The following is a 21,039-nucleotide window of genomic DNA, read 5'->3' as shown; positions in this document are numbered from 1 at the left end:
GATTTCTCGTTCCTCGAAATGACAAACTGTACGCCAATATTCGACTATATGTTGAAAATAAAATAATTCTTCAACTACTTTTTTTCTTCTCTTTGCGAATTTTTTAATGATTTTTAAATATTATAATATTTAATTCAAGTATAGCTGTGAAAGCTTGAGTTTTGTGCTTTAATTGTGCTTGAAATTGAAATTTATAAGTTTCGAGCTTTTTTTAGTGCTAAAATTTTACATTTTATATGTAAATTTCTAAAAATGGTTTTAAATTTAAACTAAAATTAATATTTATGTTTTTAGATTGTAACTGATATTGCATCTTTGCCTTATCAAAATAAAAAATTACAATTAAAAATATAGAATTATGTGTGGAATCGTATGTGCCTTTGATCTAAAACAAAAAGCCGAAACTTTAAGACCTCAAGTATTAGAAATGTCTAAAATCATTCGCCACCGTGGACCGGACTGGAGCGGAATTTACAGCAATGATAAAGCAATTCTTTCGCACGAGCGTTTGGCGATTGTAGATCCAGCTTCAGGAAAACAACCTTTATTTACAGAAGATAAAAAAATGGTTTTGGCTGCAAATGGTGAGATTTACAACCACAGAGAATTACGTAAACAATTTGAAGGAAAATATAACTTTCAGACTGAAAGTGATTGCGAAGTTATTTTAGCGCTTTACAAAGAAAAAGGACCTCACTTTGTTGATGAAATGAACGGAATCTTCGGATTTGCTATTTATGATGTAGATAAAGATGAGTATTTTATTGCTCGTGACCATATGGGAATTATTCCACTTTACATTGGTTGGGATCAACACGGAACTTTTTATGTAGCTTCAGAGTTAAAAGCTTTAGAAGGATATTGTACAAAAATTGAGTTGTTTCCTCCGGGACATTATATGACAAGTAAAGACGGTGAATTTGTACAATGGTACAAAAGAGACTGGACAGATTATGATGCTGTAAAAGACAACGAAACTAGTATTCCTGCCATTAAAGAAGCTCTAGAGGCAGCGGTTCACAGACAATTAATGAGTGATGTTCCTTACGGAGTTTTACTTTCTGGAGGTTTAGATTCGTCTATTACTTCGGCTGTAGCCAAAAAATTTGCACAAAAACGTATTGAATCAGATGATACTACAGATGCTTGGTATCCGCAATTGCACTCTTTTTCAGTTGGACTTGACGGTTCTCCAGATTTAGCAGCGGCTCAAATTGTTGCAAAACATATTGGGACTATTCACCACGAAATTAAATTTACAATTCAGGAAGGTTTAGATGCTGTTCGTGATGTAATTTACAACTTAGAAACGTATGATGTAACTACTGTTAGAGCATCAACTCCAATGTGGTTAATGGCGAGAGTTATTAAATCAATGGGAATCAAAATGGTACTTTCAGGAGAAGGAGCAGATGAGTTATTTGGCGGATATTTGTATTTCCACAAAGCACCAAACGCAAGAGAGTTTCACGAAGAAAACGTTCGTAAATTAGGCAAGCTTCATATGTACGATTGTTTGCGTGCTAACAAAAGTTTAGCAGCTTGGGGAATTGAGGGTCGTGTTCCGTTCTTAGATAAAGAATTTATGGATGTAGCGATGAGAATCAACCCACAAGATAAAATGATCAACAAAGAACACCCAATGGAAAAATGGGTTGTGCGTAAAGCTTTTGAAGATATGTTGCCTGAAAGTGTTGCTTGGAGACAAAAAGAGCAATTTTCTGATGGAGTAGGATACAGCTGGATTGATACTTTGAAAGAAGTGGTAGCCAAAGAAGTTTCGGATGAACAATTGGCAAATGCGAGATTTAAATTCCCATTACAAACACCAACTTCAAAAGAAGAGTATTACTATCGTTCGATTTTTGCAGAGCATTTCCCAAGTGATGCAGCAGCTTTATGTGTACCTCAGGAAGCAAGTGTGGCTTGTAGTACAAAAATTGCTTTGGAATGGGATGAAGCTTTCAAAAACATGAATGATCCTTCTGGTAGAGCAGTTGCAAGCGTTCATGACGACGCATACGCAAAAGCATAAGCAAGAATTTTTAGAATTAGTATATATTATTTCCGAAAGACGTTCTCAGTAATGAGAGCGTTTTTCTTGTCTAAAATTGTTAAATTCTATTATTTCAATTACTTAAAAATAATTATTAGATAATTGTTTCACTTTCTTTTTTATATTTGAAGATTGTTGAAGCAAAGTTAAAGATCTGATATTGAGTTCTTGTTTTTGAGTAATATCAGAAAATATGAGTTAATTTACTGTGGAGACTAAGGTTACAATAATTTTATACTTTGCATGAGGCGAGGTTATAAATAAAATCAATAAAAATATAGAATAGTATGTCTGGATTGTTAGCCGTGATTGGTAAAGGAAAAGACCCACAACTTGTACAAGATCTTTCTAAAAGAATGTCGCATCGTGGTCCTGATGAAAGAGATTTTCATATAATGGAAAATGGTAGTATTATTTGCCATGAAAGTTTGTCGATCATTGATTTGAAATCAGGAAAACAACCCATTCAAGGAACAAATAAAGCCTGGATGGTTCACGATGGAGAAATTTATAACTATCAGGAATTAAAAGATACCGTTTTAAAAGAGCATACATTTAGAACAAAATCAGATTCAGAAGTGATTGTGCATTTGTACGAAGAATTTGGATACGATTTTTGTAATAAATTGGATGGTGATTTTGCTTTTGTAATTATTGATGGAGATAATTATATAGCAGGAAGAGATCCAATAGGAGTGAAACCATTGTATTATGGGTTGGATGAAAGAGGAAGAATTTATTTTTCTTCAGAGATGAAGTCGATTGCAGATCAGTGTAAATCATTCTCGACTTTTCCTCCAGGACATTATTATACAGGAAAAACAGGTTTTGTAAAATATTACCGACCTGAATATGAAGATTATGAAAAAGCAAATCAAGCACTCGATTTAGATTTAATTCGAAACACTTTTATAGAGGCTACTCGCAAACGTTTAATGAGCGAAGTACCCGTTGGTGTTTTACTTTCTGGAGGTTTGGATTCTTCTTTGATATCGGCAATTGCAACTCGATTATTAGCGGGTAATGGTAAAAAACTTCATTCCTTTTCTGTAGGATTGGATGCTGATGCGCCTGATAATGTTGCAGCAAGAAAAGCAGCAGAATTTTTAGGAACAGAACATCATGAAATTCATTTTTCTGTAGAAGAAGGAGTTCAAATTTTAGAAAAGGTAATCTATCATATAGAAACTTACGACATAATTTCAGTTCGATCTGGTGTTCCAATGTATTTGCTTTCTAAAGCAATAGCGGACAAAGGAATAAAAGTGATTTTATCAGGAGAAGGAGCGGATGAGATTTTTGGAGGTCATTTGTATTTTAGAAATGCACCATCCGCAGAAGAATTTCAGGACGAAACTATCGAAAGAGTTCAGAAACTATTTACTGCCGATTTACTACGTGCCGATAAAACAACCATGGCACACGGATTAGAAGCCAGAATTCCTTTTTTAGATTCGGCTTTCTTAGATGTTTCGATTCGAATTAAAACCGAAGAAAAACAACCAAAAACTTATGATGGTGTCGAAAAATGTATTTTAAGACAAGCTTTCGATACGCCGGAGGATCCATATTTGCCAGAAGAAGTTTTATGGAGACAAAAAGAGCAATTTTCGGATGGAGTAGGTTATAAATGGGTTGATGAATTAATTGAATATTGTGCTGCGCAAGTTTCGGATGAGCAATTAGCGGGAGCAAATATTGAATTTCCATATAATTCGCCTACAACAAAAGAAGCTTATTTTTATAGATCTATTTTTCATAAATACTACCCACAAGTTAGTGCCGCACAAACGGTTCGAAAATGGATTCCGAAATGGCAAGAAAACCAAGATCCAAGCGGAAGGGCTAATGCGGCTCACTTAAAAGGAAATTTTGAAACTGTAAAATCTGAAATTGCGGTTTAAAATTTAAATTAAAATTCTAGTTTTAGTATCATTAATATCAAAATCCGAAAGAACATTTCTAAGATGTTTTTCGGATTTTTTTATGATTGTGTTTTTTAAATTTGGTTGGAGTAAAAGGCAATTTTATTTTAAGATAAATTATTAAAACTAAGTTAATTTCATTCTATTGTGTTTAGGAAAAATACTATATTTGGTTACCAGAAATAACTAACCCTTAAAAATAATTTATGAGAAACTTATTGCTTAGCAGTATTTTATGCTGCTCATTTGCTACGTTGAGTTCAGTTCATGCACAAAAAACGGAGGTTCCAAAATACATTAAAAATGTCGAAGGAGTAAAAGAATATTCGCTGAATAATGGACTTAAGGTTCTTTTGATTCCTGATGCTTCCCAAAGTAATATGGTTGTAAATATTGTTTATAATGTTGGTTCCAGAAATGAAGGTTATGGCGAGAAAGGCATGGCGCATTTATTAGAGCACATGCTTTTTAAAAGCACCAAAAATCTTGGCGATATTAAGAAAATGCTTTCTGATAAAGGAGGAAGCGCAAACGGAACTACTTGGTTCGATCGTACTAATTATTACGAAGTTTTTCCATCTACTGATGATAATTTAAAATGGAGTATCGAAATGGAGGCGGATAGAATGATAAACGCTACCATTTTACAAACTGATCTTGACAAAGAGTTTTCTGTAGTTAGAAATGAGTTTGAAATTGGCGAAAATAACCCAGATGGAGTTTTACAGGAACGCGTACTTTCTACAGCTTATTTATGGCACAATTACGGAAATAGTACCATTGGTAGTAAAGAAGATATAGAAAGAGTAAAAGCAAATACTTTGCGCGTTTTTTATCAAAAATATTATCAACCCGATAATTCGACTTTAATAATTGCAGGTAAGTTTGATGAGAAAAAAGCCTTGCAATATGTAGGACAGTATTTTGGAACGATTCCAAAACCAAAAAGAGTTTTAGATAAAACCTATACAATTGAGCCAGCGCAAGATGGTGAGAAATTTGTGGAATTAAATAGAGCTGGCGACAGTAAAAATATTGGAGCTTTGTATCACACAGCGGCTTATGTAGATAAAGATTATGCTGCAATCGATGCTTTGGGCGAAATTTTAACAGCAGATCCGTCAGGTTATTTGTATAAATCATTGGTAGAAACTCAAAAAGTATCAAGCATTTACTATTGGCAACCAACAACGAGAGATGCTAGTTTTATGTATTTTGGAGTTGCGGTTCCTAACGACAAAGACGTAAAAGCTACAAAAGATTTGGTTAGAGCTGAGCTAGATAAAATTGCATCGACAAAATATACAGATGAAGATGTAAGCAGAGCAAAATCAAAAATTATAAAACAAATTGAAAACGTAAAAAACAATACGATTTCGTTTGCTATAAATCTTACTGAAATTATTGGTGCAGGAGATTATAGATTAGGTTTCTTGTATAGAGATGCTGTTGAGAATTTGACAAAAGAAGATATTCAACGCGTAGCCGAAAGGTATTTTAAAAGTAATAACAGAACAGTAGGAGTATTTATTCCGTCTAAAGATGAGCAACGTGTAAAACCAACAGAATATACAGATGAGCAATTGTTAGCCTTTACTAAAGATTACAAAGGAAAAGCTTTGGAAAAAGAAACAGCTCCGTTTGAAGCTTCGATAAAAAATCTAAAACAAAACTTTGCTGAAGGAAAATTAACTAACGGTGCAAAATACGGATTAATTAAAAAAGAAATCAAAGGTGGTAAAGTTCAGGCTAGTTTTAAATTTCCGGTTAGTAATGAAAAAGATTTAGCAGGTAAAACAGATACAGGATCTATTTTGGCTCAATTGTTAAAAACAGGAACCAAAACAAAAACTAAAGAGCAAATAAGTGATAGATTAGACCAACTTAAATCAAGTTTGTATTTTAATTATTCTGGACAAACTTTGGTTATAAATGTTAATACTTACAAAGAAAGTTTTAAAGAAGTAATGGAAATTTTGGGCGATTTGTTGGTTAATTCAACCTTTCCGCAAAATGAATTAACAAAAACAATAAATGAGTATAATACTTATTTAGAATCAAGTTTGAATGATCCTCAATCAATTGCATTTATTGAAGTTTCAAAACAAACAGAAAATTATCCTAAAGAAAGTATCTTTTATACATCAACAGTTCAAGAACAAATAGACGCTTATAAAAAGATTAAACAATCGGAAATAGTTGATTTTTATAATAATATTTTAGGAGGAAACAACGGATTAGGAACTGTAGTTGGGGATTTAGATGCAAAAACAACTGAGCAAATTTTGGAGAATACATTTGGTAAATGGAATTCTAAATCAAAATATGAATTAGCACAACCAACTTTTTTTGAAACTAAAAAATTAGATAAAGATTTCATTACGCCAGATAAAGAAAATGCCGTTGCAATAGGAAAAATAAGTTTTAAAATGAACTTGAAAAATCCTGATTATCCAGCGTTTGTTATGGCAAATGAAATATTAGGAAGTGGAGGATTTTTGACAGCAAGAATCCCTATGCGATTAAGAGAGAAAGAAGGAATCAGTTATGGAGCAGGATCATTTATAGATATTCCGGTAACAAACGATGCTGCATATTGGTTGTATTATGCATTTTTAAATCCAACGAAAAAGAATGCAGTAGAAGTTGCGGCTAAAGAAGAAATTGCAAAAGCATTAAAAGATGGTTTTACTGCCGAGGAATTAAAATCAAATTTAGTAAGCTGGATTAATGAAAGAAAAACCAGATTAGGAAATGATGTAACACTAATGGCTTTAACGAATACTTATCTTCAATACGGTATTCCGCTTGATGACTATGATGCACTTGAGACTAAAGTAAAAGCATTAAAAGTTGAAGAGGTAAATGCGGCTTTGAAAAAGTATTTAAGTTTAGAAAAAATGACTTCAGTTTATGCTGGAGATTTTAATAAAAAATAACAGAATGTGAAATTTCAATCCTGAAGTCTCGGGATAAATTCAAAATTCCAAGTTTAAGATTTTAAATCGATTAAAACCGAAATGCATTTTTATAATGTTATTTCGGTTTTTTTATTCTCTAGTTTTAAATGTTGGAATTTTGAATTTGAAAATTGTATAGTTTGATGTTTTTTTATGTTATTCCTATTTTTGGAAATTAGGATTTAAGAAAATTGGAATTTAAAGTCTCTTTTAGGGTTATTTTTGTTTTTTTTAACCAATTGTGTTAATAACTTAAGTGCTTTAAGTTGTATTTTAACGGATATATAATTTGCGTTTTTATATATTTGCGTGTTAGACAATAATTACATTTTTTAGAATAAATTATATGAGCGAAGAAATCAAGAAGAACAATTATTCAGCAGATAGTATTCAGGCATTAGAAGGAATGGAGCACGTAAGAATGCGTCCATCGATGTATATTGGAGATGTAGGAGTTCGAGGGCTACATCATTTGGTTTATGAGGTTGTTGATAACTCTATTGATGAGGCGATGGGAGGACATTGTGATACCATTGGTGTTGCAATAAACGAAGACGGATCGGTAACAGTTGAAGATAATGGCCGTGGTATTCCAGTTGATTTACATAAAAAAGAAGGTGTTTCGGCGCTTGAAGTAGTAATGACTAAAATTGGAGCCGGAGGTAAATTTGATAAAGATTCTTATAAAGTTTCCGGAGGACTTCACGGTGTTGGGGTTTCTGTAGTAAACGCACTTTCGGTGCATATGAAATCTACTGTTTTTAGAGAAGGTAAAATCTACGAGCAAGAGTACGAAAGAGGAAAAGCAATATACCCGGTTAAACAAATTGGAGAAACAGATAAAAGAGGTACACGCCAAACTTTTTATCCAGATAATACCATTTTTACTCAAACAACTGAGTTTTCATACGACACGCTTTCAGCACGTATGCGTGAGCTTTCTTTCTTAAACAAAGGAATCACAATTACATTTACTGACAAAAGAGAAGTTGATGAAAAGGGAGAGTTTAAAAGCGAAGTGTTTCATTCTACAGAAGGGCTAAAAGAATATATTCGTTATTTAGATGGAAACCGTGAGCCAATTGTTTCTCATGTTATCAGCATGGATAATGATAAAGGAGAAATTCCGGTTGAGGTTGCATTAATTTATAACACAAGTTATACAGAGAATATTTTCTCTTACGTAAATAACATTAATACACACGAAGGAGGAACGCATTTACAAGGTTTTAGAAGTGGTTTGACAAGAACCCTTAAAAAATATGCAGATGCTTCTGGAATGTTAGATAAATTGAAATTCGAGATTGCGGGAGATGACTTCCGAGAGGGATTAACAGCGATTATTTCGGTAAAAGTTGCAGAACCACAATTCGAAGGTCAGACAAAAACAAAACTTGGAAATAGAGAAGTAGTTTCTCCAGTTTCTCAGGCAGTTGGAGAAATGTTAGAGAATTATTTGGAAGAAAATCCAAATGATGCCCGTATCATTATTCAAAAAGTAATCTTGGCTGCACAAGCCCGTCACGCTGCGAAAAAAGCACGTGAAATGGTACAACGTAAAACCGTTATGGGTGGCGGTGGATTACCAGGAAAACTTTCAGATTGTTCTGAGCAGGATCCGGCAAGATGTGAGGTTTATCTAGTCGAGGGAGATTCGGCTGGTGGAACAGCAAAACAAGGTCGTGATCGTAATTTTCAGGCAATTTTACCATTACGTGGTAAGATCTTGAACGTTGAGAAAGCAATGCACCATAAAGTATTTGAGAACGAAGAGATTCGTAACATCTTTACCGCTTTAGGAGTAACGGTTGGAACTGCAGAAGATAGTAAAGCATTAAATCTGGAAAAACTAAGATATCATAAAGTAATCATCATGTGTGATGCCGATGTCGATGGTAGTCACATTTCTACCTTAATATTAACGTTCTTCTTCCGTTTCATGAAAGAATTGATCGAAGAAGGTCACGTTTATATCGCTGCACCACCTTTGTACTTAGTTAAAAAAGGAAATAAAAAAGAATATGCTTGGAATGATGTTCAACGTGATCAAGCCAACGAAAGGATGGGAGGAAGTGCTGCTATTCAACGTTATAAAGGTCTTGGAGAGATGAACGCTGAGCAATTGTGGGAAACTACAATGGATCCAAGTTTTAGAACATTACGTCAGGTAACTATTGATAGTCTTGCAGAAGCTGATAGAGTTTTCTCAATGCTAATGGGAGATGAAGTACCACCACGTAGAGAGTTCATCGAGAAAAATGCAGTTTATGCAAATATTGATGCATAATGAAATTTTAACACGTCAATTCGTTTAATTGTTTAAATTTACTTTAGACAATTAAGCGAATTGTCAATTTATCAAATAAATTAATTAATAACCGATAAAGTATAAAATATGAAAGTTACCATTGTAGGAGCAGGAAATGTTGGAGCTACGTGTGCAGATGTTATTTCTTATAGAGGAATTGCAAGTGAAGTAGTGTTGTTGGATATTAAAGAAGGTTTTGCCGAAGGGAAAGCGTTGGATATTATGCAATGTGCCACAAATACAGGTTTTAATACCAAAGTATCTGGGGTAACCAATGATTATTCTAAAACCGCTGGAAGTGATGTAGTAGTTATTACATCAGGAATTCCAAGAAAACCAGGAATGACTCGTGAAGAATTAATAGGTATAAATGCAGGAATTGTAAAAACAGTTGCTGAAAATGTATTAAAGCATTCTCCAAATACAATAATAGTTGTAGTTTCTAATCCAATGGATACTATGACGTATTTAGCTTTAAAATCAACAGGATTGCCAAAAAATAGAATTATAGGTATGGGAGGAGCATTAGATAGTTCTCGTTTTAGAACTTATCTTTCTTTAGCTCTTGATAAACCAGCAAATGATATTTCAGCAATGGTTATTGGAGGTCATGGTGACACAACTATGATTCCATTAACACGTTTGGCATCTTATAATGGAATTCCGGTTACAGAATTTCTTTCTGAAGAAGTTTTGCAAAAAGTTGCTGCAGATACAATGGTAGGAGGAGCAACCCTTACAGGTCTTTTAGGTACTTCAGCTTGGTACGCTCCAGGAGCTTCAGTAGCTTATTTGGTAGATAGTATTTTAAATGATCAGAAGAAAATGATCGCTTGTTCTGTTTTTGTAGAAGGAGAATATGGTCAAAATGATATCTGTATTGGAGTGCCATGTATAATTGGTAAAAATGGAGTAGAAGAAATTTTAGATATTCAGTTAAACGACTCAGAAAAGGCTTTGTTTGCTAAAAGTGCAGATGCAGTTCGAGGGATGAATGATGCTCTAAAGTCGATTTTAGTATAACGATTTTTGAAAAAAAAGGAGAAGACTGCACTTTTGCAGTCTTTTTTTTAAGATTAATTAATAAATAAATTGGTTAATCTTTTCGAGAATTATATATTTGCTCGGTTTAAAAAAAATGTTGTAATTCGTGATCTAGATTTTTTAGTTTTAAAAACTCATATCAGGGCTTATTTTATGGGACTTTAAAACAAAAACAAACAATAAAACATAATTAATTTTTAGTAATAATGCAGAATAAAGGACTTATTAAATTTTTCGCAATTCTATTTGCATTGGTAAGTATTTACCAACTTTCGTTCACTTTTGTGGCCAATAGCGTCAAAAGTGAAGCTAAAGCCTTTGCAGGAGATAATCCTGATAAAGAATTAAAATATTTAGATTCTATTGGAAAAGAAAAAGTATTCAATCTTGGTTTTACGGATTTTACTTACAATGAAGTAAAAAACAAACAACTTAATAAAGGTCTTGACTTAGAAGGAGGAATAAACGTTATTCTTCAAATTTCTGTTAAAGACGTTTTAAAAGGATTGGCTAACAATTCTAAAAATCCAGTATTTAATAAATCATTAGCTGATGCAACTGCAAATTTAGAAGGAAACAAAACCTATTTAAATAAGTTCTTTGAAGCTTTTGAGGCGAACTCAAAAGGAACAGTGAAATTGGCTTCACCTGATATCTTTGCAAACAGAAGTTTACAAGGAGAAGGCGGTGTAGATTTTCAAATGACTGATGCACAAGTTCAAAAAGTAATTAAGAAAAAAGTTGATGAGTCTATTGAAAGTGCTTACAAAGTATTAAGAGAGCGTATTGACAAATTTGGTGTTACACAACCAAACATCCAAAAATTAGGAGAAACAGGAAGAATCTTAGTAGAGCTTCCAGGTGCTAAGGATGTTGATAGAATTAAAAAATTATTAGGAGGAAAAGCTCAATTAGAGTTTTGGGAAACTTATAAAATTGAAGAAATTGGTAACTTTTTAGTAGCGACTAACGAAGCTTTAAAAAAGACTGAAATCAAAAAGATAGAGACTAAAGCTGTTGCTAAAGATTCATTGAATGCTTTATTAACTGATGCTAAAGATTCTGTTGATACTAAAAAAGGAAACAATCCATTATTTGACAAAATGATTGGTCAAGGTGGTGGACCGGTTTTAGGTTATTTTGCTCCAAAAGATACTGCTGTTGTTAATTCATACTTCAAAAGATCAGATATTAGAATTTTATTGGGTGCAGACCAACACAATGCAAAATTTGTGTGGAGTAAACCAACTACTTTAAAAGATGCTAAAGGAAAAGAAGTTGAGGCTGTAGAATTATACGCTTTAAAAGGAAACAGAGATAACGTTCCTGCAATGGCTGGTGGCGTTGTAACTGATGCAAAAGATACTTTTGACCAATTAGGAAAACCAGCTGTTTCTATGCAAATGAACAGCCAAGGTGCTAAAATTTGGGAAGAGTTAACAGGAAGAGCTTTCTCTCAAAAAGGATATATTGCTATTGTTCTTGATAATATTGTTTACTCTGCTCCTGGAGTTACAAGCGGACCAATTGCTGGAGGAAGATCTGAAATTACAGGTTCTTTTGACGTTGCTGAAACTAAAGATTTAGCGAACATATTAAATGCAGGTAAATTACCGGCTTCTGCTGATATTATTCAATCAACTGTTGTAGGTCCATCTTTAGGTCAGGCTGCAATTGATGCAGGAACAATTTCATCTGTATTAGGATTTGTGTTGGTTTGTTTATGGATGGTATTCTATTACGGTAAAGCAGGTTGGTATGCTAACCTTGCATTATTATTAAACTTACTTTTCTTGTTTGGAATTATGGCAAGTTTTGGTTTTGTATTAACATTACCAGGTATTGCAGGTATCGTATTAACATTGGGTACTGCGGTAGATGCGAACATCATTATATATGAAAGAGCAAAAGAAGAATTGCGTGAAGGAAAATCATTGTCAGAGGCAGTTTTAGCTTCTTACGGATGGCACGGTGCAATGCGTTCTATTATTGATGCAAACGTAACACACGTTTTAACTGGAGCGATCTTATTTATTTTTGGAACAGGACCAATTAAAGGTTTTGCTTTAACATTACTTATTGGTATCGTAACTTCATTGTTTACATCAATCTTTATTGCTAGAATTTTTATTGATAAAAATATTGCTGGTAAAGCAGATTTAACATTCTCTACAAATATTACTAAAAACTGGTTTACTAATTTCCACTTTGACTTTATTAAAATCAAGAAATTTACTTATATCTTCTCTTCAATTGTAGTTGTAGTAAGTTTAACTTCTATCTTCTTCGTTAACGGATTAGATGAAGGTGTTGATTTTGTTGGAGGAAGAACATTCCAGGTTAAATTTGAAAAACCAGTAGATGCTACTGTAATTTCAGATGAATTATCTGCTGCTTTTGGAACTCCGGTTGAAGCTAAAATTTTAGGTGATGATGATCAATTAAAAATCACAACTAAATACAAAATCAAAGAAGATGGGGTAGCTGTTGATGAGGAAGTGAATCAAAAATTATACAAAGCATTAGAGAAATATTTCCCAAATGTTACTTACGATAAATTCACTAATACTTTTGACGGTAAAAAAGTTGGAGTTTTACAATCTTCTAAAGTTGGAGCTTCTATCTCTGAAGATATTAAAACAAACTCATACTGGGCTGTACTTGGTGCAATGGCGGCTATTTTCTTATACTTAATGGTTTCTTTCCGTAAATGGCAATATTCATTAGGTGCGATTGCAGCTGTAGCGCATGACGTTATCTTTGTATTAGGAATCTATTCTTTATGTTATAAATTCATGCCTTTCCACATGGAAATGGATCAGCACTTTATTGCTGCGATTCTTACTGTAATTGGATACTCTATGAATGATACTGTAATTGTATTTGATAGAATTAGAGAGTTCATCATTGGAAACCGTAAAGGAAGTTTCGAAGATATCGTAAACGCTTCTATTAATACTACATTGTCAAGAACGTTGAATACGTCATTAATGATGATCATTGTATTATTAACGATGTTTATCTTTGGTGGAGAATCAATTAGAGGATTTATCTTTGCTATGTTAATTGGTATCGTTGTAGGTACTTACTCTTCATTATTTATCGCTACACCAGTATTGGTTGATTCGATTTCAAGTGATGAGAAACATAACATCGAAGACAAGCACAACAATAAGATATAATTGTTATTTAAAATATTGAAAAGGATCCAACGAAAGTTGGATCTTTTTTTTATGGTCTTTTTTTAGACCCGTAAAGTGTTATTTATGAGTAGAAAATTACTATTGCTTTTAATGTTCTTTTTAATTCAATTTAAGGTTACAGGACAGGATAAGAAAAATAATTTAGCCTTAGGTTTTAACTACGGTTTTGGGAGTGAATTTAAAAATAGAAATTATAGTTTTACAAATCATTTCTATAAAGTAGAGCTTTATTATCAAGTAAAAGAAACGAAGAATTTTGAGTATGAAATTTTAGTTCAGCCAGAGATTAATTTTGGTAGACATCAGTTATTAAATTTTTATTTCGTAAAGCCTGAAACTACAAATTATCTCGAGAAAAGAGAAGAATATACCAAGTTGAAAGATATTCGTGAATATGTACTAAATTTTGGTTTTTTGATAAGAAGACCGATTAACAAGGTTTTTTCAATTTATGCTTTGGGAAGTGTTGGTCCCATGATTACTGATACTGAAACGGAAAGAATGTCTGATGGATTTGCTTTTGCAGATGTTTTGGCGATTGGTTTTTCAGCTAAAGTAAATGAGTTTCGATTAGATATTCGACCAAGTGTTAGGCATGTATCTAATGCAGGGCTAGGGAGTCAAAATGCGGGCTATAATACCAAGAATATTGAAATTGGTATTTCGTATTGTCTGTAAAAAGAAATGCCCAATATCTCTCGATATTGGGCATTTCTATATTTTAATATAAGTTTTATTCTGCAGCTAATGGATTTCTTTGTGCTCTAATGATAAAGAAGAGCCCGATTATGATGAAAGGAATACTTAACCATTGTCCGGTTGAGAATATGCCTAATTCCTCTTCAATTCCACCTTGGCTTTCTTTTACAAACTCAACAATGAAACGTACAACAAATAGTAAGACTAAAAACAACCCGAATAATAATCCTGATTTAAGTCTAGCATTTGTTTTCCAGTATAAGAAGTATAAAATGGCAAAAACAAAAACATAGCTAATTCCTTCGTATAGTTGTGTTGGGTGTTTTGCAGGAACCTGAGCTAGTAAATCAGCAAATTTAGGATCTGTAACAATTGCGTTATATGCAGCTTTTGGGTCAGCAATTTGTGTTGCATTGACAGCTTCATTTTTACTGTATGTATCGTGTAAAAAACGAATTCCAAATGCAGAGTCGGTTTTTTGTCCAATGATTTCAGAATTGAAAAAATTTCCAATACGAACAAAGATTGCACCGCTGGCAACTGGAATTACAACACGATCAAGAATCCATAATATTGGACGTTTTAGGATTCTTTTGCTGTAATAATACATCGCAACGATAATAGAAACCGCTGCACCGTGACTAGCTAAGCCTTGGAAACCTGTAAATTCGAATTTAGGTTCAAATCTAACCGGTAAAAAGATTTCAAGTAAGTGATTTCTAAAGTACTCCCAGTCGTAAAAAAATACATGTCCTAAACGAGCTCCTATTAATGTGGCTAAAACGGTCCAAACAAATAAAGAATCTAATTTTTCAAGTGATTCGTTTTCACGCTCAAAAATTTGTTTCATTATGAACCAGCCTAAACCAAAAGCAATTACGAACATTAAACTGTAATAGCGAATCATAAAAAATCCTAAATCGATTCCCTCTGAAGGATTCCAAATGACATTTAAGGAGTGTGACATATATTATATTGTTTTTTGTATTAGTAAAAATAAATATTTAAAGTAGAGTTCCTCTTTATAAAAAGTTAATGTTTATGTGAACATTTCTTCTCTGGAACAGGATCGTATCCAGTTCTTCCCCAAGGATGACAACTCAAAATTCGTTTCATTCCAAGGTAACCACCATAAAATAATCCATGAGTTTGCAAGGCCTGAATCATATAGGACGAACAAGTTGGTTCAAATCTGCAACTTGCCGGTGTAAAGGGCGAAATTGCAGTTTGATAAAAGCGAACTAATAAAACAAATGGAGTAATTACTTTCATGATTTATTAGAAAATGAATTTATTATAAAGAAAAGCTAGTGCCTTCTTTTCCGTCTTTTAATTGAATACCCAGACCAATCAACTGATCACGAATTTGGTCAGAAAGCGCGAAATTTTTATCCGCTCTAGCCTGATTTCTCATTCCGATAAGCATATTTACGACACCTTCTAATTTATCATTATTAGCATCTGAAGCTTTCTCATCGCTTAAACCTAAAACATCAAAAACAAAAGCATTAATTGCTGTTGTGAATGAGTTTAAATCTTCGGCAGTAAGGGTTTCTTTGCCTTCTTTCAATAAATTGATATAACGAACAGCTTCAAATAATTGCGCAATTAAAATTGGCGTATTAAAATCGTCGTTCATGGCATCGTAACACAATTGTTTCCACGATGAAATATCTAGTGAGCTAGTTTTGCTTGGATTAATGGATGGTAAAGCTTCAACAGCTTCCATTAATCTTTTATAACCTTTTTCGGCAGCTACAATTGCATCATCAGAAAAATCCAGGATACTTCTGTAATGTGCTTGTAACATGAAAAAACGGGTTACAGAAGCAGAGAAAGCTTTGCTTAAAATATTGTTGTTTCCGCTTAAAATCTCACCTGGTAAAATATTATTTCCAGTAGATTTTGCCATTTTCTTTCCGTTCAAGGTTAGCATGTTGGCGTGCATCCAGTAATTAACCGGCGATTGACCTGTACAAGCTTCATTTTGTGCGATTTCGCATTCGTGATGTGGGAACTTTAAATCCATTCCGCCACCGTGAATGTCAAAATGATTCCCAAGGTATTTGGTGCTCATTGCTGTACATTCTAAATGCCAACCCGGAAAACCATCACTCCAAGGCGAAGGCCATCTCATGATATGTTCAGGTTCTGCTTTTTTCCAAAGTGCAAAATCCTGCGGGTTTCTTTTGTCAGATTGTCCATCAAGATCACGAGTGTTAGCAAGCATATCTTCGATGTTTCGGCCGCTTAGAACTCCGTAATTGTTGGTTTCGTTATATTTTACAACATCAAAATAAACAGAGCCATTGGCAATGTATCCAATTCCGCTATCGATAATTTTTTTGATAATTTCGATTTGTTCAATAATGTGTCCTGTTGCCGTAGGCTCAATGCTTGGCGGTAAAAAGTTGAAAGATTTTAAAATGTCATGAAAATCTACAGTGTAGCGCTGTACAACCTCCATAGGTTCTAGTTGCTCTAAACGTGCTTTCTTGGCAATTTTGTCTTCACCTTCGTCAACATCATCTACAATATGTCCAACATCGGTTATATTTCGAACATAACGCACTTTATAATCAAGATGCAAAAAATACCTGAAAATTACATCAAAAGACATAAAAGTTCTAACATTTCCTAAGTGTACATTGCTATAAACTGTAGGTCCACAAACATACATTCCAACATTTCCATCATGGATTGGTGTGAAATTTTCTTTTTCACCCGAAAGCGAATTGTATATTTTTAGATGTTGACTTGTATATAGTGGCATATTCGTTTTTACTGTTTAATCGTTTATTTGTTTAACCGTTAATTCGTTGCTGGTTTATTCGGTAAACGTTTTATTGTTCTGTAATTACTTAAATTTTATTCTTTTGAAAGATAGTATTTTTTTAAACTATTTATTTGATTACAAATTTTTTCAATTTTCTCACGAGATTCTATATATTCTATTTCAGATAGATAATTTAAATCTTTTGAAATAATCAAATGATTTAAAGTTTCCATTGCTGATGAATAAGAGATCGTTAAAAAATGAGCTTTGTCTTTATTTGTATTTCTCGAAGTTCCCTCGGCAATATTTGTAGCAATTGAAGAGGAACTTCTTTTTATTTGAGAAGTAATTCCAAATAATTCATTTGATGGAAATTTACCAGTTAATTTATAAATATCCAAAATAAACATTCTTGCATTTTGCCAAACCTCTAATTTTTCAAACGAAAAAACATGCATTTTTTTTGGGTTTAATCGTTTAACCGTTCATTTGTTAAAGCGTTTTCGATTAAACGATTAAACAAATGAACGATTAACCAAATATTTAGAATTGCGTTTCCAATTTAATGTAATCTAAAAATTCTCGTCTAGTTTGAGGATCTTTAAATTTACCACCAAATTCAGAAGTTACAGTACTGCTTTCAATGTCTTTAATTCCTCTTGAGTTTACGCAAAGGTGTTTAGCATCGATAACGCAAGCAACATCTTCAGTGCCTAAAGCTTTCTGTAATTCTTGAACAATTTGCATCGTCAAGCGCTCTTGAACCTGAGGTCTTTTTGCGTAATATTCTACAATACGGTTCATTTTAGATAAACCAATAACTCTTCCGCTAGAAATATATGCTACGTGTGCTCTTCCGATAATTGGTAATAAGTGGTGTTCGCAGGTTGAATAAAGCGTGATGTTTTTTTCAACTAACATTTCGCCGTATTTGTAATTATTGTCAAAAGTAGATGCTTTTGGTTTTTTTGTTGGGTTAAGACCTCCAAAAATTTCCTTTACAAACATTTTTGCTACTCTATTTGGAGTGCCTTTTAAACTGTCGTCAGTCAAATCCATTCCTAAAGTTTGCAGAATGTTTTCAACATCTTTTTTTATTTTTTCTATTTTTTCTTCATCACTCAAAACAAAAGCGTCCTCTCTTACAGGGTTTTGTGCGTTGTTACTGAAATGACTGTCTCCTATTTCGTCTAAAAAATCTTCGTTATTTATCATTAAAAACTACTATTAGTATGGGTATATCTATTTAAGGCGGTAAAGATAATTAATAAATAGGAAACCTTTTCTATCGTTTTTACTATTTAATCGTCTCTTTTTGGATATAATTTAAAATCAAACTTTTTTAAAATACAAAAGACAATAACGTTTAGGTTATTGTCTTTCGAAGTTTATGTTTTTTGTAATTATTTTTTGTTGTAAACCAGAAGTGCTTCTTTCAAAATGTTTACTGCAGTAGTTAAATCTTTTTTGTTTAAAACATAAGCAATCCTTACTTGGTTCAAGCCCATTCCCAGAGTCGAATAAAATCCGGCAGCGGGAGCAACCATTACAGTTTCGCCGTTAAGATTGTAACTTTCCAGAAGCCATTGAGCAAAATCATCGGCGTTGTCTATTGGTAATTGTGCAATGCAATAGAAAGCCCCTTTCGGTTTGGTTACAATTACACCTTCTATCTTATTCAATTCAGTAATTAAAGTATCTCTACGACCTTTGTATTCTGCAATTACTTCGTCGAAATAACTTTGTGGAGTATCAATAGCGGCTTCACAAGCAATTTGTTCAATTGTTGGCGGACTCAAACGTGCCTGAGCAAACTTCATTACCGTTGCAAGAACATCTTGGTTTTTAGTAATTAAACAACCAATTCTTGCGCCACACATACTATAACGTTTAGACACAGAATCTACCATTATAACGTTTTGTTGTACATCTTCAAGATTCATTACAGAATAATGAACATCGTCTCCGTCGTATAAAAACTCACGGTATACTTCGTCAGCAATTAAATATAAATCGTGTTTCTTAATTAAAGCCGCTAATTGTTTAATTTCGGCTTCAGAATATAAATAACCCGTTGGATTTCCTGGATTACAAATTAAAATAGCTTTTGTTCTTGGCGTAATCAATTTTTCAACATCTTCGATACTTGGTAACGCAAAACCAGTTTCGATTGTCGAAATAACCGGAATTACTGTTGCACTAGTCGATGAGGCAAATGCGTGATAATTAGCATAAAAAGGTTCAGGAATAATGATTTCATCTCCTGGATCAGTAATTGTGGCCAACGCAAATAGTAAGGCTTCAGATCCACCAGTTGTAACAATGATGTCTTCTGAGTTAACATTTACATTTTGGCGTTGGTAAAATTGAGCTAATTTTTTTCTATAACTTTCATATCCAGCAGATGGACTGTATTCGATAATAGTTCTGTCAATATTTTTTACCGCCTCGATGGCCACTTCGGGTGTCTTGATATCCGGTTGACCAATGTTTAAGTGATACACTTTAAGTCCTTTTTTCTTTGCAGAATCTGCATAAGGAGCAAGTTTGCGTATCGGAGATTCGGGCATGTTTCTGCCTTTGTGAGAAATTGTTGGCATGAGTTTTATTATTGAAGTGCAAATTTGCATTTTTTTTTCGAATTTAACGTAAACATTACGGGTACTTATTAAAATGTAACAATTATCAATATTTTTAGTAATTTTATCATAAAATATTATCAATGAAAAAATATTTCATGTTGTTTTTTGGGCTTTTGATAGCTTTTTCACTTCAGGCACAAGATAAATTCGTAATCGAAAAAGGTGCTTCTAAGGTTACAATTCCGTTTAAACTCATTAACAACCTTGTTTTTATACCCATAAAAGTAAACGGTATCGAATTAAATTTCTTGTTAGACTCTGGAGTCGAAGAGACAATTTTGTTTAGCATGGAAGAAAAACAAGAAGTTAGTTTTAAAAATGTTGAGAAAATTAAACTTCGCGGGTTAGGAAGTGAAGAAGAAATAGAAGGATTAAAATCGACAAACAACACATTGGAATCTCATGGATTAAAATCAGAGAATCATTTGCTATATATTATTTTAGATCAGAGTTTTAATTTGTCTTCGCATATTGGAATTCCTGTAAATGGAATTATTGGATATAAATTTTTTAGAAATAATTTAGTTGAAATTAATTACCAAAAAAAGAAGGTTTATGTTCACAAAAACAGTGACGAAATTCATAAAAAATTAGATAAAAAATTTAAACAAGTTCCTATTACGATCGAAAGATCTAAACCATATATTATGACAACGGCGGTTGTTGATAGCGTAGAGATACCCGCCAAAATGCTTATTGATATTGGAAATAGTGACGCTTTTTGGGTTTTTGAAAACAGTAAAATTAAATTGCCGAAAAAGAATTTTCCTGATTTTTTAGGAAAAGGTTTTAGTGGTGATATTGAGGGACATCGTGGAAAAATCGCGAAAATTTCTATAAACGAATTTAGTTTTAAGAAACCAATTGTATCTTTTCCTGATTCGACTTCTATTCGAAATGTAAAAATGGTACCAGGAAGAATAGGTTCTGTGGGAGGCGAAGTTTTAAAACGATTTACAGTCGTTTTAGATTATGCTGATAAAACCATATACCTTCGAAAAAACAGTAAATTTTCCGAACCCTTTACATACAATAAAAGCGGAATTACAATTCAGCATAATGGACTTCAATGGGTGCAGGAAACCGTTCATTTAGAAACTGTAAAAGTGGCAACATCATTAGATGATATAGAAGCGAATAATAAAAAAGATGGCGATTTTAAATATAAATTTTCGCTAAAGCCAGTCTACGAAATCGTAAATATTCGTAAAAACTCAGCCGCAGAACGTTGCGGATTACGAAAAGGTGATGTTATTGTGAGTATAAACAAAACTGTACCTTACAAATTTACGTTGCAACAAATAAATGCCTTGTTAAAATCTGAAGATGATATTTGGATAAATTTAGAAGTTGAGCGAAATAGTTTGCTTTTAAAATTTAGATTTAAACTCGAAGATGAACTGTAAAAAGAACGAACTTTTATGGT

At 33.0% G+C, this 21,039-nt stretch carries 14 protein-coding genes; 8 read left to right on the top strand and 6 right to left on the bottom strand.

Features of this window, described 5'->3' with window-relative positions; translation table 11 throughout:
- The first annotated feature begins 358 nt into the window (after positions 1 to 358).
- The 7 genes from asnB (IW18_RS19100) (at position 359) to IW18_RS19070 (ending at position 14,174) form a co-directional block, all read left to right on the top strand.
- Positions 359 to 2,035: an asparagine synthase B gene (gene asnB / locus IW18_RS19100; RefSeq protein WP_041519764.1), complete on the top strand. Its 1,677-nt coding sequence runs from the start codon at positions 359 to 361 to the stop codon at positions 2,033 to 2,035.
- Between the two features lie 308 nt (positions 2,036 to 2,343).
- Positions 2,344 to 3,960 carry an asparagine synthase B gene (asnB, locus tag IW18_RS19095; protein ID WP_041519763.1) on the top strand — a complete coding sequence of 539 codons (1,617 nt, stop codon included), beginning with the start codon at positions 2,344 to 2,346 and terminating at the stop codon, positions 3,958 to 3,960.
- 227 nt (positions 3,961 to 4,187) lie between these two features.
- Positions 4,188 to 6,920, top strand: coding sequence for a M16 family metallopeptidase (locus IW18_RS19090; RefSeq protein ID WP_041519762.1), 2,733 nt, complete (start codon positions 4,188 to 4,190; stop codon positions 6,918 to 6,920).
- Positions 6,921 to 7,287: 367 nt separating this feature from the next.
- Positions 7,288 to 9,228 carry a DNA topoisomerase (ATP-hydrolyzing) subunit B gene (gyrB, locus tag IW18_RS19085; protein WP_041519761.1) on the top strand — a complete coding sequence of 647 codons (1,941 nt, stop codon included), beginning with the start codon at positions 7,288 to 7,290 and terminating at the stop codon, positions 9,226 to 9,228.
- Positions 9,229 to 9,336: 108 nt separating this feature from the next.
- Positions 9,337 to 10,272 carry a malate dehydrogenase gene (mdh, locus tag IW18_RS19080; protein WP_041519760.1) on the top strand — a complete coding sequence of 312 codons (936 nt, stop codon included), beginning with the start codon at positions 9,337 to 9,339 and terminating at the stop codon, positions 10,270 to 10,272.
- A 227-nt stretch (positions 10,273 to 10,499) separates the two neighbouring features.
- A complete protein-coding gene (gene secDF / locus IW18_RS19075) occupies positions 10,500 to 13,475 on the top strand; it encodes a protein translocase subunit SecDF (RefSeq protein ID WP_041519759.1) in 2,976 nt (991 codons plus the stop codon).
- Positions 13,476 to 13,559: 84 nt separating this feature from the next.
- A complete protein-coding gene (locus tag IW18_RS19070; protein WP_041519758.1) occupies positions 13,560 to 14,174 on the top strand; it encodes an acyloxyacyl hydrolase in 615 nt (204 codons plus the stop codon).
- A gap of 55 nt (positions 14,175 to 14,229) precedes the next feature.
- Here IW18_RS19070 and lgt read toward each other — a convergent pair whose 3' ends face one another.
- The 6 genes from lgt to IW18_RS19040 form a co-directional block, all read right to left on the bottom strand.
- A complete protein-coding gene (lgt, locus tag IW18_RS19065; protein WP_041519757.1) occupies positions 14,230 to 15,162 on the bottom strand; it encodes a prolipoprotein diacylglyceryl transferase in 933 nt (310 codons plus the stop codon).
- A 65-nt stretch (positions 15,163 to 15,227) separates the two neighbouring features.
- Entirely contained in the window at positions 15,228 to 15,467 is a 240-nt protein-coding gene (yidD, locus tag IW18_RS19060; protein ID WP_041519756.1) for a membrane protein insertion efficiency factor YidD, read from the bottom strand.
- Between the two features lie 22 nt (positions 15,468 to 15,489).
- Positions 15,490 to 16,968, bottom strand: coding sequence for a cysteine--tRNA ligase (gene cysS, locus IW18_RS19055; RefSeq protein WP_041519755.1), 1,479 nt, complete (start codon positions 16,966 to 16,968; stop codon positions 15,490 to 15,492).
- A gap of 95 nt (positions 16,969 to 17,063) precedes the next feature.
- On the bottom strand, positions 17,064 to 17,429 hold the full coding sequence (locus IW18_RS19050; protein WP_041519754.1) for a four helix bundle protein: 366 nt from the start codon (positions 17,427 to 17,429) through the stop codon (positions 17,064 to 17,066).
- Between the two features lie 85 nt (positions 17,430 to 17,514).
- Positions 17,515 to 18,186 (bottom strand): GTP cyclohydrolase I FolE, encoded by a 672-nt coding sequence (gene folE / locus IW18_RS19045; RefSeq protein WP_041519753.1) that lies wholly within the window; start codon positions 18,184 to 18,186, stop codon positions 17,515 to 17,517.
- Between the two features lie 188 nt (positions 18,187 to 18,374).
- A complete protein-coding gene (locus tag IW18_RS19040; protein ID WP_041519752.1) occupies positions 18,375 to 19,571 on the bottom strand; it encodes a pyridoxal phosphate-dependent aminotransferase in 1,197 nt (398 codons plus the stop codon).
- A gap of 122 nt (positions 19,572 to 19,693) precedes the next feature.
- Here IW18_RS19040 and IW18_RS19035 point away from each other — a divergent pair, with 122 nt between their 5' ends.
- The gene (locus IW18_RS19035) at positions 19,694 to 21,019 is read left to right on the top strand and encodes a PDZ domain-containing protein (RefSeq protein WP_041519751.1); all 1,326 of its coding nucleotides are present in this window, start codon (positions 19,694 to 19,696) and stop codon (positions 21,017 to 21,019) included.
- Positions 21,020 to 21,039: the final 20 nt, after the last annotated feature.

The organism is Flavobacterium hibernum (genome assembly GCF_000832125.1).
Lineage (GTDB): Bacteria > Bacteroidota > Bacteroidia > Flavobacteriales > Flavobacteriaceae > Flavobacterium > Flavobacterium hibernum.
Note: the sequence above shows the minus strand (reverse complement) of the source record. Positions and strands in the feature narration are given on the sequence as shown.

Excerpts from the sequence above, each read along its gene's own strand:
- lgt (WP_041519757.1), bottom strand. The coding sequence starts at position 15,162 with ATGTCACACTCCTTAAATGTCATTTGGAATCCTTCAGAGGGAATCGAT.
- secDF (WP_041519759.1), top strand. The coding sequence starts at position 10,500 with ATGCAGAATAAAGGACTTATTAAATTTTTCGCAATTCTATTTGCATTG.
- IW18_RS19035 (WP_041519751.1), top strand. The coding sequence starts at position 19,694 with ATGAAAAAATATTTCATGTTGTTTTTTGGGCTTTTGATAGCTTTTTCA.
- cysS (WP_041519755.1), bottom strand. The coding sequence starts at position 16,968 with ATGCCACTATATACAAGTCAACATCTAAAAATATACAATTCGCTTTCG.
- IW18_RS19040 (WP_041519752.1), bottom strand. The coding sequence starts at position 19,571 with ATGCCAACAATTTCTCACAAAGGCAGAAACATGCCCGAATCTCCGATA.
- asnB (WP_041519763.1), top strand. The coding sequence starts at position 2,344 with ATGTCTGGATTGTTAGCCGTGATTGGTAAAGGAAAAGACCCACAACTT.
- folE (WP_041519753.1), bottom strand. The coding sequence starts at position 18,186 with ATGATAAATAACGAAGATTTTTTAGACGAAATAGGAGACAGTCATTTC.
- yidD (WP_041519756.1), bottom strand. The coding sequence starts at position 15,467 with ATGAAAGTAATTACTCCATTTGTTTTATTAGTTCGCTTTTATCAAACT.
- IW18_RS19090 (WP_041519762.1), top strand. The coding sequence starts at position 4,188 with ATGAGAAACTTATTGCTTAGCAGTATTTTATGCTGCTCATTTGCTACG.
- asnB (WP_041519764.1), top strand. The coding sequence starts at position 359 with ATGTGTGGAATCGTATGTGCCTTTGATCTAAAACAAAAAGCCGAAACT.
- IW18_RS19050 (WP_041519754.1), bottom strand. The coding sequence starts at position 17,429 with ATGCATGTTTTTTCGTTTGAAAAATTAGAGGTTTGGCAAAATGCAAGA.
- IW18_RS19070 (WP_041519758.1), top strand. The coding sequence starts at position 13,560 with ATGAGTAGAAAATTACTATTGCTTTTAATGTTCTTTTTAATTCAATTT.
- gyrB (WP_041519761.1), top strand. The coding sequence starts at position 7,288 with ATGAGCGAAGAAATCAAGAAGAACAATTATTCAGCAGATAGTATTCAG.
- mdh (WP_041519760.1), top strand. The coding sequence starts at position 9,337 with ATGAAAGTTACCATTGTAGGAGCAGGAAATGTTGGAGCTACGTGTGCA.